Raw genomic sequence first — 16,496 nt, forward strand, 5'->3', positions numbered from 1 at the left:
CCGGTGACCCTCTCGCACACCGCCGACCCCGACCGCACGGTGCCGGCCCTCCCGGCTGCCGTCCTGTGGGACATGGACGGCACCCTCGTCGACACCGAGCCCTACTGGATCCAGGCCGAGCACGAGCTCGTCGCGGCGCACGGCGGCGTCTGGAACGACGAGTTCGCCCACCAGCTCGTCGGCAACGCCCTCGAGGTCTCGGCGCAGCTGATCATCGACCAGTCGGGGATCTCGCTGACGGTCCCCGAGATCATCGACGCCCTACTGGAGCGGGTCATCGCCCAGGTCGAGCAGCGCGTGCCGTGGCGTCCCGGTGCGCGGGAGCTGCTGCTCGAGCTCGGCGACCTCGGGGTGCCGTCCCTGCTCGTGACGATGTCGTGGCGCTCGCTCGCCGACACGGTCGTCGGTCGACTCCCGGAGGGGGCGTTCGACCATCTCGTGACCGGTGACGAGGTGAGCCACGGCAAGCCGCACCCGGAGCCCTACCTCGCGGCGGCGCGTCTCGTGGGCGCCGAGCCCGCCGAGTGCATCGCCATCGAGGACTCACCGGCCGGCGTCCGGTCCGCGACGGCCGCCGGGGTCCCGACCATCGCGATCCCGCACGTCGTGCCCGTGCCCCAGGTCGAGGGCGCCGTGCACATCGACACGCTGGCCGGGGTCGGTGCGGCCGACCTCACGACGATCGTCTCGAGCCTGCGGTCTCCTCGCTGAGGCGCGCGAGCGTCAGCAGCTGACGCCGCATCATCACGAGGTCGCCCCACGCGAGGGCGGCCGACCGTGCGCGGCCGGAGCGTGACCCGGCGCGGGGGAGCGCGATGTCGCCGCGCAGGGTGGTGCGCGCCTCCGGCCCGCCCGGCAGCGGGACGGTCTGGTAGACGAGCGGCAGCCTCCCGAAGAGGCGTATGCCGGCCGGCGCGGTGATCTCGAGGGTGACCAGCTCGTCGGGCACCCAGTCGACGAGGGTGAAGATCGTCGCGAAGCGCTGTCCGACCGCGAGGGACTCGAGGCCCGGTGTCAGGGTGCGGGGGCTCCGGCGCCCGAGGTTGTCGACGAGGTCGTAGCTGTACGGCGCGACGCGCAGCTGGCAGAGCCATCGGAAGACGACCGCGGGCTCGGCGCGGACCGTCACCGCGCGGCTGACGACCGGACCGGCATGGCCGACCAGACGGTTGGGAAGGCTCGATGCACCGAACTCGCCCCAGCGCCAAGGGAGCCCGTCCAGTTCCGTCGAGCCGGCCGCTTGCCATGAGCTCACCGGCGGCCCTTGCGCTTGGGGCCACCGCCGCGCGTCGCGCCCTTGCGCCCGGTCTGTTGACCGCGCCGGGACCCGGCGCCGTGCGCACGGGAGCCGGCCGAGGTCCTGGCGCCCTTGGCGGGCTTCGAGGTCTTGGAGGAGCTGGCGTTGCCGCGCTGCTCGGCCGGCCCGTCCGCGCCGGACGGCGACGTCGGGTCCGACCCGCCGCCACGCGTGCTGCGCTCGGTCCGGCCCCGGACGATGCCGATGAAGTCCTCGATGCGGGGGTCGTCGTCGTCGACCCTCCACGCAAGGCCGACCCGTGAGGGCGCGACGCCGGTGACGGGCCGGTGGACGACGTCCTTGCGGTGGTGCAGTCGCGCGACCGACATCGGCACGACGACGATGCCAGAGCCCGTCGCCACGACGGACACCGCCTGCTTCGTCGTCATGGGTGGCATGGCGGCAGCCCGGTCCCGCACCTCCGACGTGGCGACCGCCACCCACTCGGGCACGAGTGCGGGGTCCTGGATGAGGACCTCTTCGCCGAGGTCGGCGACGTCGACCTCGTCGAACGCCGCGATGACGTGCTCCTTGGCCACGACGACGACGGGGACCTCCTCGTAGAGGGGGATGACGTGCAGACCGTCGCGGTCGACCGGCAGCCTCAGGAGCGCCATCGAGGACGTGCCGTCGCGCAGGTGGGCCAGGGCGTCGGCGTCCTCGACGGGGGCGGCCTGAAGGGGAGAGTCCGGCAGGCGCTGGCTCCACACACGCAGCCACTTGTCGGGCGTCACGCCGGGCACGAACTCGACGTGGAACGGATCCGTCATGGTGGGCCTTCGCGGTCGGGACAGGTCCCTCCGAGGCTAGTCCACCGCGTCGGCGCCACCGGACCGCCGGAGCGGACACGGCTGGTCGCTCCGCTGCCTGACGTGCGGGCCGGCGTGGTCGGGTGACGCCCTAGGCTGGACCCATGCCCACGCCGAAGCCGCAGACCATGAAACCCCAGACGGCCGCGAAGAAGCTCGGCGTCCTGTTGTCCGAGACCCCTGCGGAGTTCCAGGAGGGCGTCGTCAGCCGCACCGAGCTCAACGCGCTGCAGGCCGAGCCGCCGGAGTGGCTGGCCACCCTGCGCCGGAACGGGCCCCACACCCGGCAGGAGACGGCCCGGCGGCTCGGCATCTCCAACTCGGGACTGGCCCGCGGTGGAGTCGGAGAGCACCTGACGACCGACGAGATCAAGGCCGTCCTCGACGAGATGCCCGACTGGCTCGTCGCCGAGCGCGACACCTTCGCGCAGGTCCGCGCCGAGGACCTTCGCCTCAAGGCCAGAGACGCCGGACGGGCCTGACCCCGTGGGCGAGACCGTCCGGACGTTCCGCACCACCCTCGAGGCGACAGGCGGCAACAACGTGGGCATCGTCGTCCCCGACGAGGTCGTCGCGGCCTTCGCCCGGGGCAAGCGGGTGCCCGTCTCCGTGACGGTGGACGGCGGCTACACCTACCGGACGTCGATCGCCTCCATGGGCGGCCGGTTCCTCGTCTCCTTCAACGCCGAGACGCGGGCTGCGACAGGACGCGGGGCCGGTGACGAGGTCGAGGTCCGGCTCGAGGTCGACGACGCACCGCGTGAGGTCGACGTGCCCGATACCCTCCGAGAGGTCCTCGACGCCGACCCCGGTCTGCGGGCCGCCTGGACGGCCCTGTCCGCCGGCAACCAGAAGGCGCATGCGCTCTCGGTGTCCTCGGCCAGGACCGACGAGACCCGCGAGCGACGACTCTCCCAGGTGGTCGAGGCCCTCCGCGACGGCGCCGGGAGACGCTAGGCCAGCTCGTCGCGGCGGCGGGTCAGGTAGGCCGACTCGGCCGTGTTCCCGGCCAGCGAGGCCGCCTGTCGGTACGCCTCGCGCGCCTCCTCGTCGCGGCCCGAGCGGCGCAACAGGTCGGCCCGGACCGCGTGGAACGCGTGGTAGCCGGCCAACGCGTCCGAGAGACGGTCGACGACGGCCAGCGCCACCTCCGGCCCGTCGAGCTCGGCGAGGGCGACGGCCCGGTTGAGGGCCACGATCGGTGAGGGGTCGAGGAGGTGGAGCTGGTCGTAGAGGGCGACGACCTGTGACCAGTCCGTGTCACGCATCCCGCGGGCCGAGGTGTGGACGGCGTTGATGGCGGCCATGACCTGGTAGCGACCCGGTGCCGCCCCTGAGTCGAGGCGCTCGCGCACGAGACGGTGGCCCTCGGCGACGAGTGCGCGGTCCCAGGCTCCGCGGTCCTGCTCGTCGAGGGGGACCAGCTCACCGGCCGGTGAGACCCGGGCCTCCCGGCGGGCCTCGGTGAGCAGCATCAGGGCGAGCAGCCCGGCCACCTCGCCGTCGTCGGGCAGCAGGTCCCGGACCATCCGGGTGAGCCGGATCGCCTCGCCGGTGAGGTCCTGGCGGACCGGGTCGGTGTCCGCACCGGAGGCGAGGTAGCCCTCGTTGAAGACGAGGAAGAGCACGGCGAGCACGCCGGAGACCCGCGCCGGCAGGTCCTCCGCGGTCGGCACGCGGTACGGGATACGGGCCGCGGCGATCTTGGCCTTGGCCCGGGTCAGGCGCCGAGCCATCGCGGACTCCTGCACGAGGAAGGCCCGGGAGATCTCGGGCACGGTCAGGCCCCCGACCATCCGCAGCGTCAGGGCGACGCGGGCCTCCATCGCCAGCGCGGGGTGAGCGCAGGTGAAGACGAGACGGAGCCGGTCGTCGTCGATGGCGCCGAGCGGCTCGGAGCCGAGGTCGTCGTGCACCATCGCAGCCTCCTGGTGCTTGTGGTCCCGCTTGCGCTCGCGCCGCAGCCGGTCGATCGCCTTGCGGGCGGCCGTCGTCGTCAGCCACGCACCGGGGTTGGGGGGTATGCCGTCGGCGGGCCACCGCTCGACGGCGGTCGCGAACGCCTCGGCCGCGGCGTCCTCGGCGAGGTCGAGGTCACCGAAGCGGCGGGTCAGGGTGGCGACGAGCCGGGCCCACTCGTCGTGGTGGACCCGGGTGATCGCCTCACGGACGTCGACCCGGCTCACAGGAAGGGCCGCACCTCGATCTTGCGGTTGCAGGCCCTGGATCCCTCGGCCGCCAGCCGGAGCGCGACGTCGAGGTCCGGCGCCTCGAGGATCCAGAAGCCGGCGAGGTACTCCTTCGACTCGAGGAAGGGCCCGTCGGTGAAGACGGCCTCGCTGCCGCGGTTGTCGACGACCGTCGCCGGGTCGGGGGAGCCGAGGCCGCCGGCGAAGACCCAGTAGCCCTCGGACCGGAGCCGGTCGTTGAAGGCATCGATGGCGGCCTCCTCGGTGGCGGTCTCCGGGCCGGTGCCGTCGTCGATGACGGATACGAGGTACTGCATGTCGGACCATCTCCTGTGACTCGGGCCGCCCGTGCGGGCCGCCTCTCACCTGCGCAACGAACACCCCGGGCCGGATCGGACACCGCGCGCCACCGATTCTCGTCGACCTCGGGTGTCGGTGCTCGACGTGGAGCTCAGCGGTGCTGCGCCGTCCAGGCGCCGGCGCTCGCAGCCTCGGCGATGAGGTCGGCGACCTCGGCATGGTTCTCGCGGACCAGCCCCGTCGTCACGCGGACGTGCCCCTCGGGTCCGGCGACGTGCTCGACGGAGAACGGTGACCCCGGCGTGACCGCGATGCCCTGGCTCGCGAGCCGCAGCACCGCCGCCGCCTCGTCCCGCACCGGCACCCAGATGTTGAGCCCGTCGGTGCCGGGCACCTCGATGCCGTGCTCCGCGAGACGGCGGACGACGAGCTCCCGGCGGCGGGCGTACTCGGCGCCGGCCGACGCGATCCCGCGGGCGCAGCCCTCGTCGCGCAGCAGTCCGGCCAGGACCCGCTGGAGCAGCCGGCTCGTCCAGCCCTGTCCGATGGCCCGTGCGTGCCGCACCGGGGCGAGCAGCGCGTCCGGGCCGCTCAGGGCGGCGATCCGCAGGTCCGGCCCGTGCGACTTGCTGAAGCTGCGGACGTGCAGCACCTGGTCGGGGATCCACCGACCGAGGCTGGTCGCGGCCGACGTCGAGATCGGGCCGCTCGAGTCGTCCTCGATGACGATGCAGTCGCGTCCCTCGAGCAGCGCGGCCAGACGTCGCGCGCGGGTGGGCGACATCGACACGCCGGTCGGGTTCTGTCCACGGGGCTGGATGACGACCGCGGCGGGTCGGCGGGGCAGGAGCGCCTCGACGGTGTCGAGGTCGAGCCCGGTCTCGTCGAGCGGCACGCCGACGACGGCGACGCCGCGGTCCTCGAGCAGGTCGAGCAGGGGAGGGAAGCCCGGGTTCTCGACGATCACGAGGTCTCCCGGACGCAGCAGGGCGCGGGTGACGAGGTCGAGCGCGTCCATGGCGCCGTCGACGACGAGGAGGTCGTCGGCGGCATACGGCCAGTCGCGGGTCAGCTCGTCCCGCAGCTCGTCGAGCACGGGGTCGTCGAGGTAGCTGCTCGGCGTCGTCGGGTCGGTCAGCGCGGACAGCACCGGGACGAGGGCGGGCAGCAGGGCACTGTCCGGGATGCCGGTCGACAGGTCGAGGCTCACCGGCGACTCGTGCCGCAAGGCCCTCGTGTAGCGCTCCCCGCCGCGAGCGGTGGGGGCGACCGTCGTGCCCCGGCGGCCGTCCGAGCGGATGGTGCCCGAGCGGGCGAGCAGCTGCCAGGCGGCGCTCACCGTCGTCGGGGACATCATCAGCTCCTCGGCCACGCGACGGATCGGCGGCAGCTGGTCACCGGGGACCAGCGTGGCGTCGCGGATCGCCCGGGACACGGCCTGGGCGAGGCCCTTGGCGGTGGGGGCGTCGAGGCGCTCCTCGATGGAGGAGATGAGGGCGCGCATGTTCGTAACATAGCAATCAATGCTTTGTATGGGGTGCAACTGGAACGTAGCGTGAGGAGCATGACGACCCCCACCGTGACGTCCATCGACCACTGGATCTCGGGCGCCCTCGTGCCCGGCACCTCCGGCCGCACCGCGCCCGTCCACGACCCCGCCACGGGGCGCCAGACCGGTGAGGTCGCGCTCGCGTCCGCCGCCGAGGTCGACGCGGCGGTCAAGACCGCCGTCGCCGCCGGGCGCGACTGGCGCACGAGCTCGCTGTCGCGGAGGGCCGCCGTGCTCTTCGCCTTCCGCGAGCTGCTGCACACGCGTACCGACGAGCTCGCCGCGATCGTCACCGCCGAGCACGGCAAGGTCCTGTCCGACGCGGTGGGCGAGATCGCCCGTGGCCTCGAGAACGTCGAGTTCGCCACCGGTGTGCCCCACCTGCTCAAGGGCGGGTTCTCCGAACAGGCGGCCAGCGGTGTCGACGTCTACAGCATCCGCCAGCCCCTCGGCGTCGTCGCCGGCGTCACGCCCTTCAACTTCCCCGTCATGGTGCCGCTGTGGATGTGCGCCAACGCCATCGCCTGCGGCAACAGCTTCGTGCTCAAGCCCAGCGAGAAGGACCCGTCGGCTGCCCTCTTCCTCGCCCGGCTGTGGAAGGAGGCCGGCCTGCCCGACGGTGTCTTCACCGTCGTGCACGGCGACAAGGAGGCCGTCGACGCGCTCCTCGACCACGACGAGATCGCGGCCGTCAGCTTCGTCGGCTCGACCCCCATCGCGAAGTACATCTACGAGCGCGGCACCGCCAACGGCAAGCGTGTCCAGGCCCTCGGCGGCGCGAAGAACCACGCCCTCGTGCTGCCCGACGCCGACATCGACATGGCCGCCGACGCCATCGTCTCCGCCGCGTACGGCGCCGCGGGTGAGCGGTGCATGGCCCTGTCGGTCGCGGTCGCCGTCGGTGACGTCGGCGACGAGCTCGTCTCCGCGATCTCCACCCGCCTGCCGAAGCTCACCGTCGGCCCCGGCTCGGCGGAGGGCACCGACATGGGTCCCCTCATCACGCGCGAGCACCGCGACAAGGTCGCCGGCTACGTCGCGGCCGGAGCGGAGGCCGGCGCCACCGTCGTCGTCGACGGGCGCGAGCAGGACGTGCCCGAGGAAGGCTTCTTCCTCGGCATGACCCTGCTCGACGACGTGACGCCCGACATGACCGTCTACCGGGACGAGATCTTCGGCCCCGTCCTGTCGGTCGTGCGCGTCGCGACCTACGACGAGGGCCTGGCCCTCATCAACCGCAACCAGTACGCCAACGGCACCGCGATCTTCACCCGCGACGGTGGCGCAGCACGCCGGTTCCAGAACGAGGTCGAGGTCGGCATGGTCGGCATCAACGTGCCGATCCCCGTGCCCGTCGCCTACTACTCCTTCGGCGGCTGGAAGGACTCGCTCTTCGGCGACACCCACATGTACGGCCCCGAGGGCATCAACTTCTACACGCGCGGCAAGGTCGTGACGCAGCGGTGGCCCGACCCGGCCACCTCGACCGTCGACCTCGGCTTCCCGCGCACCCGCTGAGAGAGAAGGACCCACCCATGACCGACCTCGACCAGCGCACCGTGATCGCAGACCTCCTCGACGGGATGACGGAGCAGCAGGTGCGCACCCTCGACCGTGACCACGTCTTCCACTCGTGGTCGGCCCAGGGGCTCATCGACCCGCTGCCCATCGCCCGGGCCCAGGGCTCCTACTTCTGGGACTACGACGACACGCGCTACCTCGACTTCAGCAGCCAGCTCGTCAACGTCAACATCGGCTACAACCACCCGAAGGTCGTCGCCGCGATCCAGGAGCAGGCCGCGCGGCTCGCGACGATCGCGCCGTCGTTCGCCAACGACGCGCGCAGCGAGGCGGCCCGGCTCATCACCGAGGTCGCTCCCGAGGGGCTCTCCGCCGTCTTCTTCACCAACGGCGGGGCGGAGGCCAACGAGAACGCCATCCGCATGGCCCGCCTGCACACCGGCCGGCACAAGGTGCTCGCGACCTACCGCAGCTACCACGGCGCCACCGGTGGCTCGATCACCCTGACCGGCGACCCGCGCCGCTGGCCCTCGGAGCCCGGCCTGTCGGGGATCGTCCACTTCTGGGGGCCCTACACCTACCGCTCAGCCTTCCACTCCGAGTCCGAGGAGCAGGAGCGAGACCGCGCGCTCGCGCACCTGCGCGACACGATCATGGTCGAGGGCGGCCACACGATCGCGGCGATCATCCTCGAGACGGTGGTCGGCACCAACGGCATCCTCGTCCCGCCGGACGGCTACCTCCAGGGCGTCCGTGACCTCTGCGACGAGCACGGCATCATGCTCATCGCCGACGAGGTCATGGCCGGCTTCGGTCGGTGCGGCGAGTGGTTCGCCGTCGACCACTGGGGCATCCGCCCCGACCTCATCACCTTCGCCAAGGGCGTCAACTCCGGCTACGTCCCTCTCGGGGGCGTCGTCATCTCCGACGAGATCCGGGGGACCTTCGACCAGCGCGCCTTCCCGGGCGGACTGACCTACTCCGGTCACCCGCTCGCCTGCGCCTCGGCCGTCGCCTCGATCAACGCGTTCCGTGAGGAGGGCATCATCGAGAACGCGCGGAGCCTCGGCACCGACGTCATCGGGCCGCGCCTGCGCGAGATCGCGGCGAAGCACCCCAGCGTCGGCGACGTGCGCGGACTGGGCGTCTTCTGGGCCGTCGAGCTCGTGCGTGACCGCGAGACGCGTGAGCCGCTCGTGCCCTACAACGCGGCGGGTGAGGCGGCCGCTCCGATGGCGGCCTTCGCGGCAGCGTGCAAGGAGCGCGGGCTGTGGCCGTTCACCCACTTCAACCGCACCCACGTCGTGCCCCCGTGCACGACGACCCCGGCCGAGGTCGAGGAGGGCCTGGCGGTGCTCGACGAGGCGCTCGACGTCGCCGACGAGTTCACCGTCTGAGGCGCGTCCGACCTCCGCCCGACACGAAGGGCGCACGTATGCCGTCGGGCGCCCGGCGGCATACGCCCTCGGTCGTCGGTGGGTCAGGCGTCGAGCTCGACGAGCCCCGTGACGGTGGGGTCGACGGCTCGCTGGGCAGCGTCGTCGGGCAGCGGCGGGGGAGTGCCGCCCCAGGCCGGGCACAGCGCGCGGTGGTCGCACCAGTCGCACAGCCGGCTGGGGCTGGGGCGCCAGTCGCCCGTCGTCGCCGCGCGCTCGATGGCCTGCCAGAGCGCCTTGACCTTGCGCTCGGTGCCGAGCAGGTCCTGCTCGTCGGGCTCGTAGGCGACGATCTCGCCGTTGCCGAGATAGACGAGCTGGAGCCGCTTGGGGATGACGCCGCGCTGGCGCCAGAGCACGAGCGCGTAGAACTTCATCTGGAAGAGCGCCTTGGCCTCGAAGTGCTCGGAGGGTGACCGGCCCGTCTTGTAGTCGACGACGCGCATCGCGCCGCCCGGGGCCACGTCGAGCCGGTCGACGTAGCCGCGCAGGACGAGCCCGTCGACCTCGGTCTCGACGTAGAGCTCGCGCTCGGCCGGCTCGAGTCGCGTCGGGTCCTCGAGACCGAACCACGTCTGGAGCAACGTCGCCGCCCCGGCGAACCACTCGTCGGTGCGGCCGTCGTGCTCGGCGAGCAGGTCGAGCATCGCCGGCTCCTCCTCCGCGAGCCGCTCCCACTCCTGGGGGACGAGCCCGACCGCGGCGTCGATGGTGCGCTCGGGCGCGGGAAGGTCGAAGAGCCGCTCGAGGACGGCGTGCACGAGCGTGCCCCGGGCCGTCGCCTGCGTGGGCGGCGACGGGAGCTTGTCGATGACCCGGAAGCGGTAGAGCATCGGGCACGACATGAAGTCGGAGGCCCGACTCGGGGACAGCGCTGCAACCATGGGGCGACTGTATGCCGCGGGGCCGACACCGCACGGCCGGCACCCACAGCCCGCGCACGGGACCGGCACAGGGGAGCGGGTCGCGCAGGGCATAGGGTCGAGCCCATGAGCACTCCCGCCCGCCCGGACGCGTCCCACGGGTGGCGGATCGGCAGCCTCGCCGGGATCCCGGTCTACCTCGGTCGGTCCTGGCCGATCATCGCCGTGCTCATCGTCGTCGTCTTCGGGCCCAACCTGTCGAGGTCCGACCGCGGCGCCGCCTACGGCTACCTGCTCGCCTCGGCCTACGCCCTCCTGCTGCTCGTCTCGGTGCTCGTGCACGAGGCGGCCCACGCCTTCGCCGCGCGGTGGCGGGGGCACCCGGTCAACCGGATCGTCGCCGACGTCTGGGGCGGCCACACCGTCTACGACGCGACCCGCACGTCGCCGAGCACGACCGCCATCGTCGCCGTGGTCGGGCCGCTGTCCAACCTCGCGCTCGCCGCGGTCGTCTGGTGCCTCCGTGCCCTGACGACGAACGAGACCGCGCTGACGCTGCTCGGCATCGTCGCCTTCGCCAACGTCCTCGTCGGCGTCTTCAACCTCCTGCCGGGCCTGCCCCTCGACGGCGGCCAGATCGTCAGCGCCCTCGTCTGGCGCGCCACGGGCAGCAAGGGTCGCGGCCTCGTCACGGCCGGCTGGCTGGGACGCGTCGTCTCGGTGCTGACCGTCGCGTGGTTCGCCCTGCGCCCGCTCGCCGAGGGGCGGGCGCCCGACATCTTCGACCTCGTCTGGCCGTTCGCCATCGCCTTCTTCCTCTGGCAGGGCGCGACGGGAGCCGTCCGGGCCGGTCACATCCACGAGGCGACCGCCGGCCGCGCGACCGACGTGCTCGAGCCGTTGTCCCTCGTCGCGGGCACGGCCACCGTGTCCGAGGTCGAGACCGCGGTGGCTGCAGGCGCATGGGTGGCGGCGGCCGACCCGACCGGGTGGCCGCTCGGCGTCGTCGACGCCGAGTCGGCGGCCGGAGTGCCGGCCGACAGCCGGACGCGGACGGCCATCGCGTCCGTCACGCTGGCCCAGCCCGCGTCGTGGGTCGTGGCGCTGCCCGACGACGCCGTGCTCACCGACCTCATCCGCGTCATGAGCGAGCGCGAGCTCTCGCTGGCCGTCGTCGTCGACGAGGCGACCCGCGACATCCGCGGCCTGGCGAGCGCCGAGCGGATCAACGCCGTGGTCGGGGCCGAGCTGGCGCGCCGCGGTCGTCGCTGACCCGCCTCCACCGAGTCGGGCCAGGCCGCCAGGGCCCCTGACGGCGTGTGCCGTGCGGCGCAGGCCCCCGCGTCCGTCACCTCAGCGCCCCGTGTCGGTTCGTCGTGTCCACACCCCCTCGACGGCTCGGTCCGTCGTCCACAGGCGCTCCCACCGCGGCAGCAGGACGGCCACGATCCCGTCACGGTTGGTCCAGGGCCCGACGGGCGGGCCGGAGGGAGACACCATGAGGACGAGCCGCAGCGAGACGACGACTGCGGGCGGGGCAGCACCTCGGTCCTCTCCGCGCCCGGGCCGCCAGGCGAAAGGCGGCGGACCGGTCGGCAGCGCGTCGGTGCCGGGCCGCAACGAGGTGGTCCTGAGCGGGCGCCTGGGGTCCGAGGCGGAGGAGCGTGAGCTCCCGAGCGGTGACCGCATCGCGACGTTGCGCGTCGTCGTCCCACGCCCTCCGCTGCCCGGGCGACGCCGCGCAGGCGCCGACGAGCCGAGGCGGGCGACGGTCGACACCATCGACGTCGTGTGCTGGACGGCCGTGACGAGACGGCGCGCGCTGCGTCTTCGCGCGGGCGACCTCGTCGAGGTCGAGGGTGCCCTGCGGCGACGGTTCTTCGGTGGGCCGGCCGGTCGCCAGAGCCGCTACGAGGTCGAGGCGGCGGCGCTCCGGAAGGTGTCCGGAGGAGGCCTCGCCGGCACCTAGACTGTGCTCCCATGACCGCTCCCACGACCGACGCCGAGCAGCCCGACGCCGAGCACTCCGAGCGCTCCGGGCCTGACACCGGGCACGCCGGGACCCGCGACGAGTCGGGCACCAGCGCCGTCCCCAGCGACGGCCCCAGCGCCGGCCGCAGCGCCGACACGGAGCGGTCCCACGTCGCCGGCGCGCACGACCGTCGTGGCGTCTTCGAGGTGGGGGAGCGCATCCAGCTGACCGACCCCAAGGGACGTCTGCACACCATCACGCTCGAGCCCGGGCGCGAGTTCCACACGCACCGTGGCTTCCTGCGCCACGACGACCTCATCGGCTCCCACGACGGCTCCGTCGTGACGAACACCGCCGGCGTCGAGTACCTCGCGCTCCGGCCGCTGCTCAGCGACTACGTCATGTCGATGCCGCGAGGCGCCGCGGTCGTCTACCCCAAGGACTCCGGCCAGATCGTCCAGATGGCCGACATCTTCCCCGGCGCGACGGTCGTCGAGGCCGGCGTCGGCAGCGGTGCGCTGTCGATGTCCCTGCTGCGCGCCATCGGCGAGCGCGGACGCCTGCTGTCGTTCGAGCGTCGCGAGGACTTCGCCGAGATCGCCCGTGGCAACGGACGGGCGTTCTTAGGCGGAGACCACCCGGCCTGGACCGTCACCGTCGGTGACCTCGTCGAGTCCCTGCCGTCCGTCGCCGAGGCCGGCACCGTCGACCGGGTCGTGCTCGACATGCTCGCGCCCTGGGAGTGCCTCGACGCCGTCTCCGACGCACTCATCCCCGGTGGCGTGCTCATCTGCTACGTCGCCACGACGACCCAACTGAGCCGGGTGGCCGAGGGCATCCGGGCCCACGGCGGGTTCACCGAGCCGTCCGCCTGGGAGTCGCTCGTGCGTGGCTGGCACCTCGAGGGCCTCGCCGTGCGTCCGCAGCACCGCATGCACGGGCACACCGGCTTCCTCATCACGACGCGGCGGCTCGCGCCGGGAGTCGTCCCGCCGGAGCGCAAGCGCCGTCCGGCCAAGGGCGCCTACGGCGACGCGGGCGACGCGGCCGCGACGGGCGTCGACGCCTCGGACGACGCTGCGGGTGCCGCCGCGCCGGTCGCCGGTTCGACCGCCTCGACGGACATCCCGGCGGACGCGTGGACGCCCGAGGCGCTCGGCGAGCGCGTCAAGAGCGACAAGACGATCCGACGCCTGCGCCGATCACTGGCTGAAACGTCCGACGACATCGGCTGACACGGGGTTAGGGTCGAATCGTCACTATGTGCGAGTGACGGATTGAGGAGGCCGAGATGTCTGATGACGTCCGCAACCCAGACCCCGAAGGTGCCGCCGGCGCCGGAGTCCCCGGAGCGGGGGACCGCGAGCTCGCAGCCCTGCGCGCCGAGGTCGAGTCGCTGCGCGAGGTGGCGCGACACTCGCCCCAGCGCACACGTGAGCTCGAGGCGAGGCTGGCCCACGTCCAGACGAGCCTGTCGACGCTCTCGTCCCAGAACGAGCGCCTCGTGCGCACGCTCAAGGACGCCCGCGAGCAGATCGTCACCCTGAAGAAGGAGGTCGACCGTCTCGCGCAGCCACCAAGCACCTACGGCCTCGTCATCGACCCGCCCGAGGACGGCTCGATCGACATCATCACCGGTGGTCGCAAGATGCGCGTCGCGGTCAGCCCCTCCGTCGACCAGCAGGAGCTGGGCCTCGGCCGTGAGGTCATGCTCAACGAGGCCCTCAACGTCGTCTCGGTCCACGGCTACGAGCGCGTGGGCGAGGTCGTGACGGTCAAGGAGCGCCTCGACGACGACCGCGTCGTCGTCGTCACCCACGGCGACGAGGAGCGCGTGTGCCGCATCGCGACGCCCCTGCTCGGTGAGCACTTCCGGGTCGGCGACTCGCTCACGCTCGACCCGAGGTCCAACTTCGTCCACGAGGTCGTGCCCAAGCTCGAGGTCGAGGAGCTCGTCCTCGAGGAGGTGCCCGACGTCGAGTACGAGGACATCGGTGGCCTCGCCGGCCAGATCGAGCAGATCCGCGACGCCGTCGAGCTGCCCTTCCTGCACCCCGAGCTCTACAAGGAGCACGCGCTCAAGCCGCCGAAGGGCGTGCTGCTCTACGGCCCTCCCGGCTGCGGCAAGACGCTCATCGCCAAGGCGGTCGCCGCCTCCCTCGCCCGCCAGGTCGCCGCGCGCACCGGCAAGCAGACGGAGAAGAGCTACTTCCTCAACATCAAGGGCCCCGAGCTGCTCAACAAGTACGTCGGCGAGACCGAGCGGCACATCCGGCTCATCTTCCAGAGGGCCCGCGAGAAGGCCTCCGACGGCACGCCCGTCGTCGTCTTCTTCGACGAGATGGACTCGCTGTTCCGCACCCGCGGCTCGGGCGTCTCGAGCGACGTCGAGACGACGATCGTGCCGCAGCTGCTCGCCGAGATCGACGGCGTCGAGCGCCTCGACAACGTCATCGTCATCGGTGCCTCCAACCGCGAGGACATGATCGACCCTGCGATCCTCCGGCCGGGTCGCCTCGACGCGAAGATCAAGATCGAGCGTCCCGACGCCGAGAGCGCGCGCGACATCTTCAGCAAGTACCTCACCGAGTCGCTGCCGCTCCACGAGCACGACCTCGCCGTCAACGGCGGTGACCGGGACGCGACCGTCGAGGCGATGATCACGGCCGCGGTCGAGCGGATGTACTCCGAGATGGAGGAGAACCGCTTCCTCGAGGTGACCTACCAGGGCGGCGACAAGGAGATCCTCTACTTCAAGGACTTCAACTCGGGCGCGATGATCCAGAACATCGTCGACCGGGCCAAGAAGCTCGCGATCAAGGACTTCCTCACGACCGGCCAGAAGGGCATCCGCGTCGAGCACCTGCTCAACAGCTGCGTCGACGAGTTCAAGGAGAACGAGGACCTGCCCAACACGACCAACCCCGACGACTGGGCGCGGATCAGCGGCAAGAAGGGCGAGCGGATCGTCTACATCCGCACGCTGCTCAAGGGCAAGGACGGCACCGAGCCGGGCCGCTCCATCGCGACGGCCAACACCGGCCAGTACCTCTGAGTCCTCGGCCAACGCCCTGGCAGCCTCGTCACGAGACACACCGTCCGCAACACACCGAGCAGGTCACGACCCACCGGGATCGGATCACGGTGGGTTGTGACCTGCTCGGTGTGTCGGCGGGGCTGGCGTGTGCCGGGTGGCGCGGCGGGCGGCGTACGTCCCGAGGGCACGCCATCCCAGCAGGAAGAGCGCGAGCACGACCGAGGCGACGACGACGAAGCTGAGCGCCGTGCCCGACCCGACCGCGCGACGCAGCAGCATGCCGACGAGGACGGTCGCGAACCACACGGTGATGCCCGGCCCGACGTCGAGGGGCCACGCGCGACGCCGGACCCGCACGACGAGCCAGCCCAGGCCGGTCCCGACGAGGAAGGGCCACGCCGTGGCGAGGACACCGACCACCGGACTCGACTCCTCGTGGCTCGCCCGACCGACGGCGGCGAAGACGAGGACGAGCGCGACGTCGAGGAGCAGCGCGACCGCGGGGCGGCGCCACCAGGCGGGCCGGCTCATGAAGGCGTGTCGAAGGGGAGCTTGGCCTGCGGCGGCGCGTGGGTCGGGTCGACGCCCTCGAAGAGCGAACTCACCGAGCGACCGTGGTGGATCCGGCTGATCGCCTCGGCGAAGAGGGCCGACACCGACCGCACCTTGAGCTCGGGCCAGCCGTCCGGCGCGGGGACCGTGTCGGTGGTGACGACCTCGGTGACGAAGGGGTGGTCGCGCAGCCGCTCGACCGCCTTGCCGGCGAAGAGTCCGTGGGTGCAGACGATCGCCGCCTCGGTCGCGCCGGCGTCCTTGAGGCGGTCCATGAGCTCGAGCATCGAGCCGCCGGTCGCGATCTCGTCGTCGAGGATGATGGCCCGGCGACCGGACACGTCGCCGACGATCGAGTCGATGACGACGCGGTCGTCGGCCACCCGCTGCTTCGAGCCGGCCGCCACGGGCAGCGCGAGGAGGCGGGCGAACTGGGTCGCGACCTTGGCGTTGCCGAGGTCGGGGCTGACGACGATCGAGTTGGTCAGGTCGTTGTCGCGGAAGTGGTCGGCGAGCACCCCGATGGCCGTCAGGTGGTCGACGGGTGTCGAGAAGAAGCCGTGCACCTGGGGAGCGTGGAGGGCCATCGTCAGCACGCGGTGGCAGCCGGCCGTCGAGATCATGTCGGCCACGAGCCGCCCACCGAGGGAGATGCGCGAGGCGTCCTTCTTGTCGGAGCGGGCGTAGGCGTAGTGCGGCATGACCGCGGTGATCTGCGCCGCCGACGCGCCGCGTGCCGCGTCGATCATGAGGAGCAGCTCCATGAGGTGCTCCTGCGTCGGGGGCACGAGCGGCTGAACGATGTAGACGTCGCGCTGGCGGCAGTTGGCGAGCAGCTGCGCCTGCAGGCAGTCGTTGCTGAACCGTTTGATGTCGACGGGGGACCGGGTCACCCCGAGGTGGGAGCAGATCCGGTCGGCCAGGGCGGGGTGCGCCGAGCCGCTGAACACGACGACATCGTTCACTTCGAG

17 protein-coding genes are annotated in these 16,496 nt (G+C 72.3%); 9 read left to right on the forward strand and 8 right to left on the reverse strand.

Features of this window, described 5'->3' with window-relative positions; translation table 11 throughout:
* Positions 1 to 3: 3 nt before the first annotated feature.
* Positions 4 to 711 (forward strand): HAD family hydrolase, encoded by a 708-nt coding sequence (locus tag ACSSS0_RS21135; protein ID WP_487229528.1) that lies wholly within the window; start codon positions 4 to 6, stop codon positions 709 to 711.
* Here the strand turns inward: ACSSS0_RS21135 and ACSSS0_RS21140 are convergent.
* Positions 674 to 1,255, reverse strand: a complete 582-nt coding sequence (locus ACSSS0_RS21140; RefSeq protein WP_487229529.1) for an SRPBCC family protein — start codon at positions 1,253 to 1,255, stop codon at positions 674 to 676. The two genes, ACSSS0_RS21135 and ACSSS0_RS21140, sit on opposite strands and share 38 nt — an antisense overlap.
* Complete coding sequence (locus ACSSS0_RS21145; RefSeq protein ID WP_487229530.1) at positions 1,252 to 2,067, reverse strand: LysR substrate-binding domain-containing protein; 816 nt, start codon at positions 2,065 to 2,067, stop codon at positions 1,252 to 1,254. Before ACSSS0_RS21145 ends, ACSSS0_RS21140 begins: the two co-directional genes overlap by 4 nt.
* A gap of 143 nt (positions 2,068 to 2,210) precedes the next feature.
* Between ACSSS0_RS21145 and ACSSS0_RS21150 the strand changes: the two genes are divergently transcribed.
* Both ACSSS0_RS21150 and ACSSS0_RS21155 read left to right on the forward strand, forming a co-directional pair.
* A complete protein-coding gene (locus ACSSS0_RS21150; protein WP_435986040.1) occupies positions 2,211 to 2,588 on the forward strand; it encodes a DUF5997 family protein in 378 nt (125 codons plus the stop codon).
* A 4-nt stretch (positions 2,589 to 2,592) separates the two neighbouring features.
* Complete coding sequence (locus ACSSS0_RS21155) at positions 2,593 to 3,063, forward strand: YdeI/OmpD-associated family protein (protein WP_487229531.1); 471 nt, start codon at positions 2,593 to 2,595, stop codon at positions 3,061 to 3,063.
* Here the strand turns inward: ACSSS0_RS21155 and ACSSS0_RS21160 are convergent.
* The 3 genes from ACSSS0_RS21160 to ACSSS0_RS21170 all read right to left on the reverse strand — a co-directional run bounded on the left by ACSSS0_RS21160 (position 3,060) and on the right by ACSSS0_RS21170 (position 6,099).
* Positions 3,060 to 4,292 (reverse strand): RNA polymerase sigma factor, encoded by a 1,233-nt coding sequence (locus tag ACSSS0_RS21160; RefSeq protein WP_487229532.1) that lies wholly within the window; start codon positions 4,290 to 4,292, stop codon positions 3,060 to 3,062. The two genes, ACSSS0_RS21155 and ACSSS0_RS21160, sit on opposite strands and share 4 nt — an antisense overlap.
* Complete coding sequence (locus tag ACSSS0_RS21165) at positions 4,289 to 4,612, reverse strand: YciI family protein (protein ID WP_435986037.1); 324 nt, start codon at positions 4,610 to 4,612, stop codon at positions 4,289 to 4,291. Before ACSSS0_RS21165 ends, ACSSS0_RS21160 begins: the two co-directional genes overlap by 4 nt.
* A 134-nt stretch (positions 4,613 to 4,746) precedes the next feature.
* On the reverse strand, positions 4,747 to 6,099 hold the full coding sequence (locus ACSSS0_RS21170; protein WP_435986036.1) for an aminotransferase-like domain-containing protein: 1,353 nt from the start codon (positions 6,097 to 6,099) through the stop codon (positions 4,747 to 4,749).
* Between the two features lie 60 nt (positions 6,100 to 6,159).
* On the opposite strand from ACSSS0_RS21170, the gene ACSSS0_RS21175 reads away from it, so the two are divergent.
* Positions 6,160 to 7,662: a CoA-acylating methylmalonate-semialdehyde dehydrogenase gene (locus ACSSS0_RS21175; RefSeq protein ID WP_487229533.1), complete on the forward strand. Its 1,503-nt coding sequence runs from the start codon at positions 6,160 to 6,162 to the stop codon at positions 7,660 to 7,662.
* Between the two features lie 17 nt (positions 7,663 to 7,679).
* Positions 7,680 to 9,062: an aminotransferase class III-fold pyridoxal phosphate-dependent enzyme gene (locus ACSSS0_RS21180; protein WP_487229534.1), complete on the forward strand. Its 1,383-nt coding sequence runs from the start codon at positions 7,680 to 7,682 to the stop codon at positions 9,060 to 9,062.
* An 83-nt stretch (positions 9,063 to 9,145) separates the two neighbouring features.
* Here the strand turns inward: ACSSS0_RS21180 and ACSSS0_RS21185 are convergent, their stop codons facing one another.
* Positions 9,146 to 9,985 carry a RecB family exonuclease gene (locus ACSSS0_RS21185; RefSeq protein WP_487229535.1) on the reverse strand — a complete coding sequence of 280 codons (840 nt, stop codon included), beginning with the start codon at positions 9,983 to 9,985 and terminating at the stop codon, positions 9,146 to 9,148.
* Between the two features lie 105 nt (positions 9,986 to 10,090).
* Here ACSSS0_RS21185 and ACSSS0_RS21190 point away from each other — a divergent pair, with 105 nt between their 5' ends.
* The 4 genes from ACSSS0_RS21190 to arc all read left to right on the forward strand — a co-directional run bounded on the left by ACSSS0_RS21190 (position 10,091) and on the right by arc (position 14,991).
* Entirely contained in the window at positions 10,091 to 11,236 is a 1,146-nt protein-coding gene (locus ACSSS0_RS21190) for a site-2 protease family protein (protein WP_487229536.1), read from the forward strand.
* 226 nt (positions 11,237 to 11,462) lie between these two features.
* The gene (locus ACSSS0_RS21195; RefSeq protein WP_487229537.1) at positions 11,463 to 11,933 is read left to right on the forward strand and encodes a single-stranded DNA-binding protein; all 471 of its coding nucleotides are present in this window, start codon (positions 11,463 to 11,465) and stop codon (positions 11,931 to 11,933) included.
* 11 nt (positions 11,934 to 11,944) lie between these two features.
* A complete protein-coding gene (locus ACSSS0_RS21200) occupies positions 11,945 to 13,171 on the forward strand; it encodes a tRNA (adenine-N1)-methyltransferase (RefSeq protein ID WP_487229538.1) in 1,227 nt (408 codons plus the stop codon).
* 56 nt (positions 13,172 to 13,227) lie between these two features.
* Complete coding sequence (arc, locus tag ACSSS0_RS21205) at positions 13,228 to 14,991, forward strand: proteasome ATPase (RefSeq protein WP_435986029.1); 1,764 nt, start codon at positions 13,228 to 13,230, stop codon at positions 14,989 to 14,991.
* Between the two features lie 84 nt (positions 14,992 to 15,075).
* On the opposite strand, the gene ACSSS0_RS21210 is transcribed toward arc, so the two are convergent.
* Together ACSSS0_RS21210 and ACSSS0_RS21215 are read right to left on the reverse strand one after the other, a co-directional pair.
* Complete coding sequence (locus ACSSS0_RS21210) at positions 15,076 to 15,504, reverse strand: DUF3054 domain-containing protein (RefSeq protein ID WP_487229539.1); 429 nt, start codon at positions 15,502 to 15,504, stop codon at positions 15,076 to 15,078.
* Positions 15,501 to 16,490, reverse strand: a complete 990-nt coding sequence (locus ACSSS0_RS21215) for a ribose-phosphate diphosphokinase (RefSeq protein ID WP_487229540.1) — start codon at positions 16,488 to 16,490, stop codon at positions 15,501 to 15,503. Before ACSSS0_RS21215 ends, ACSSS0_RS21210 begins: the two co-directional genes overlap by 4 nt.
* Positions 16,491 to 16,496 lie beyond the last annotated feature (6 nt).

The sequence above is a fragment of the Terrabacter sp. R4-6 genome, assembly GCF_057529065.1.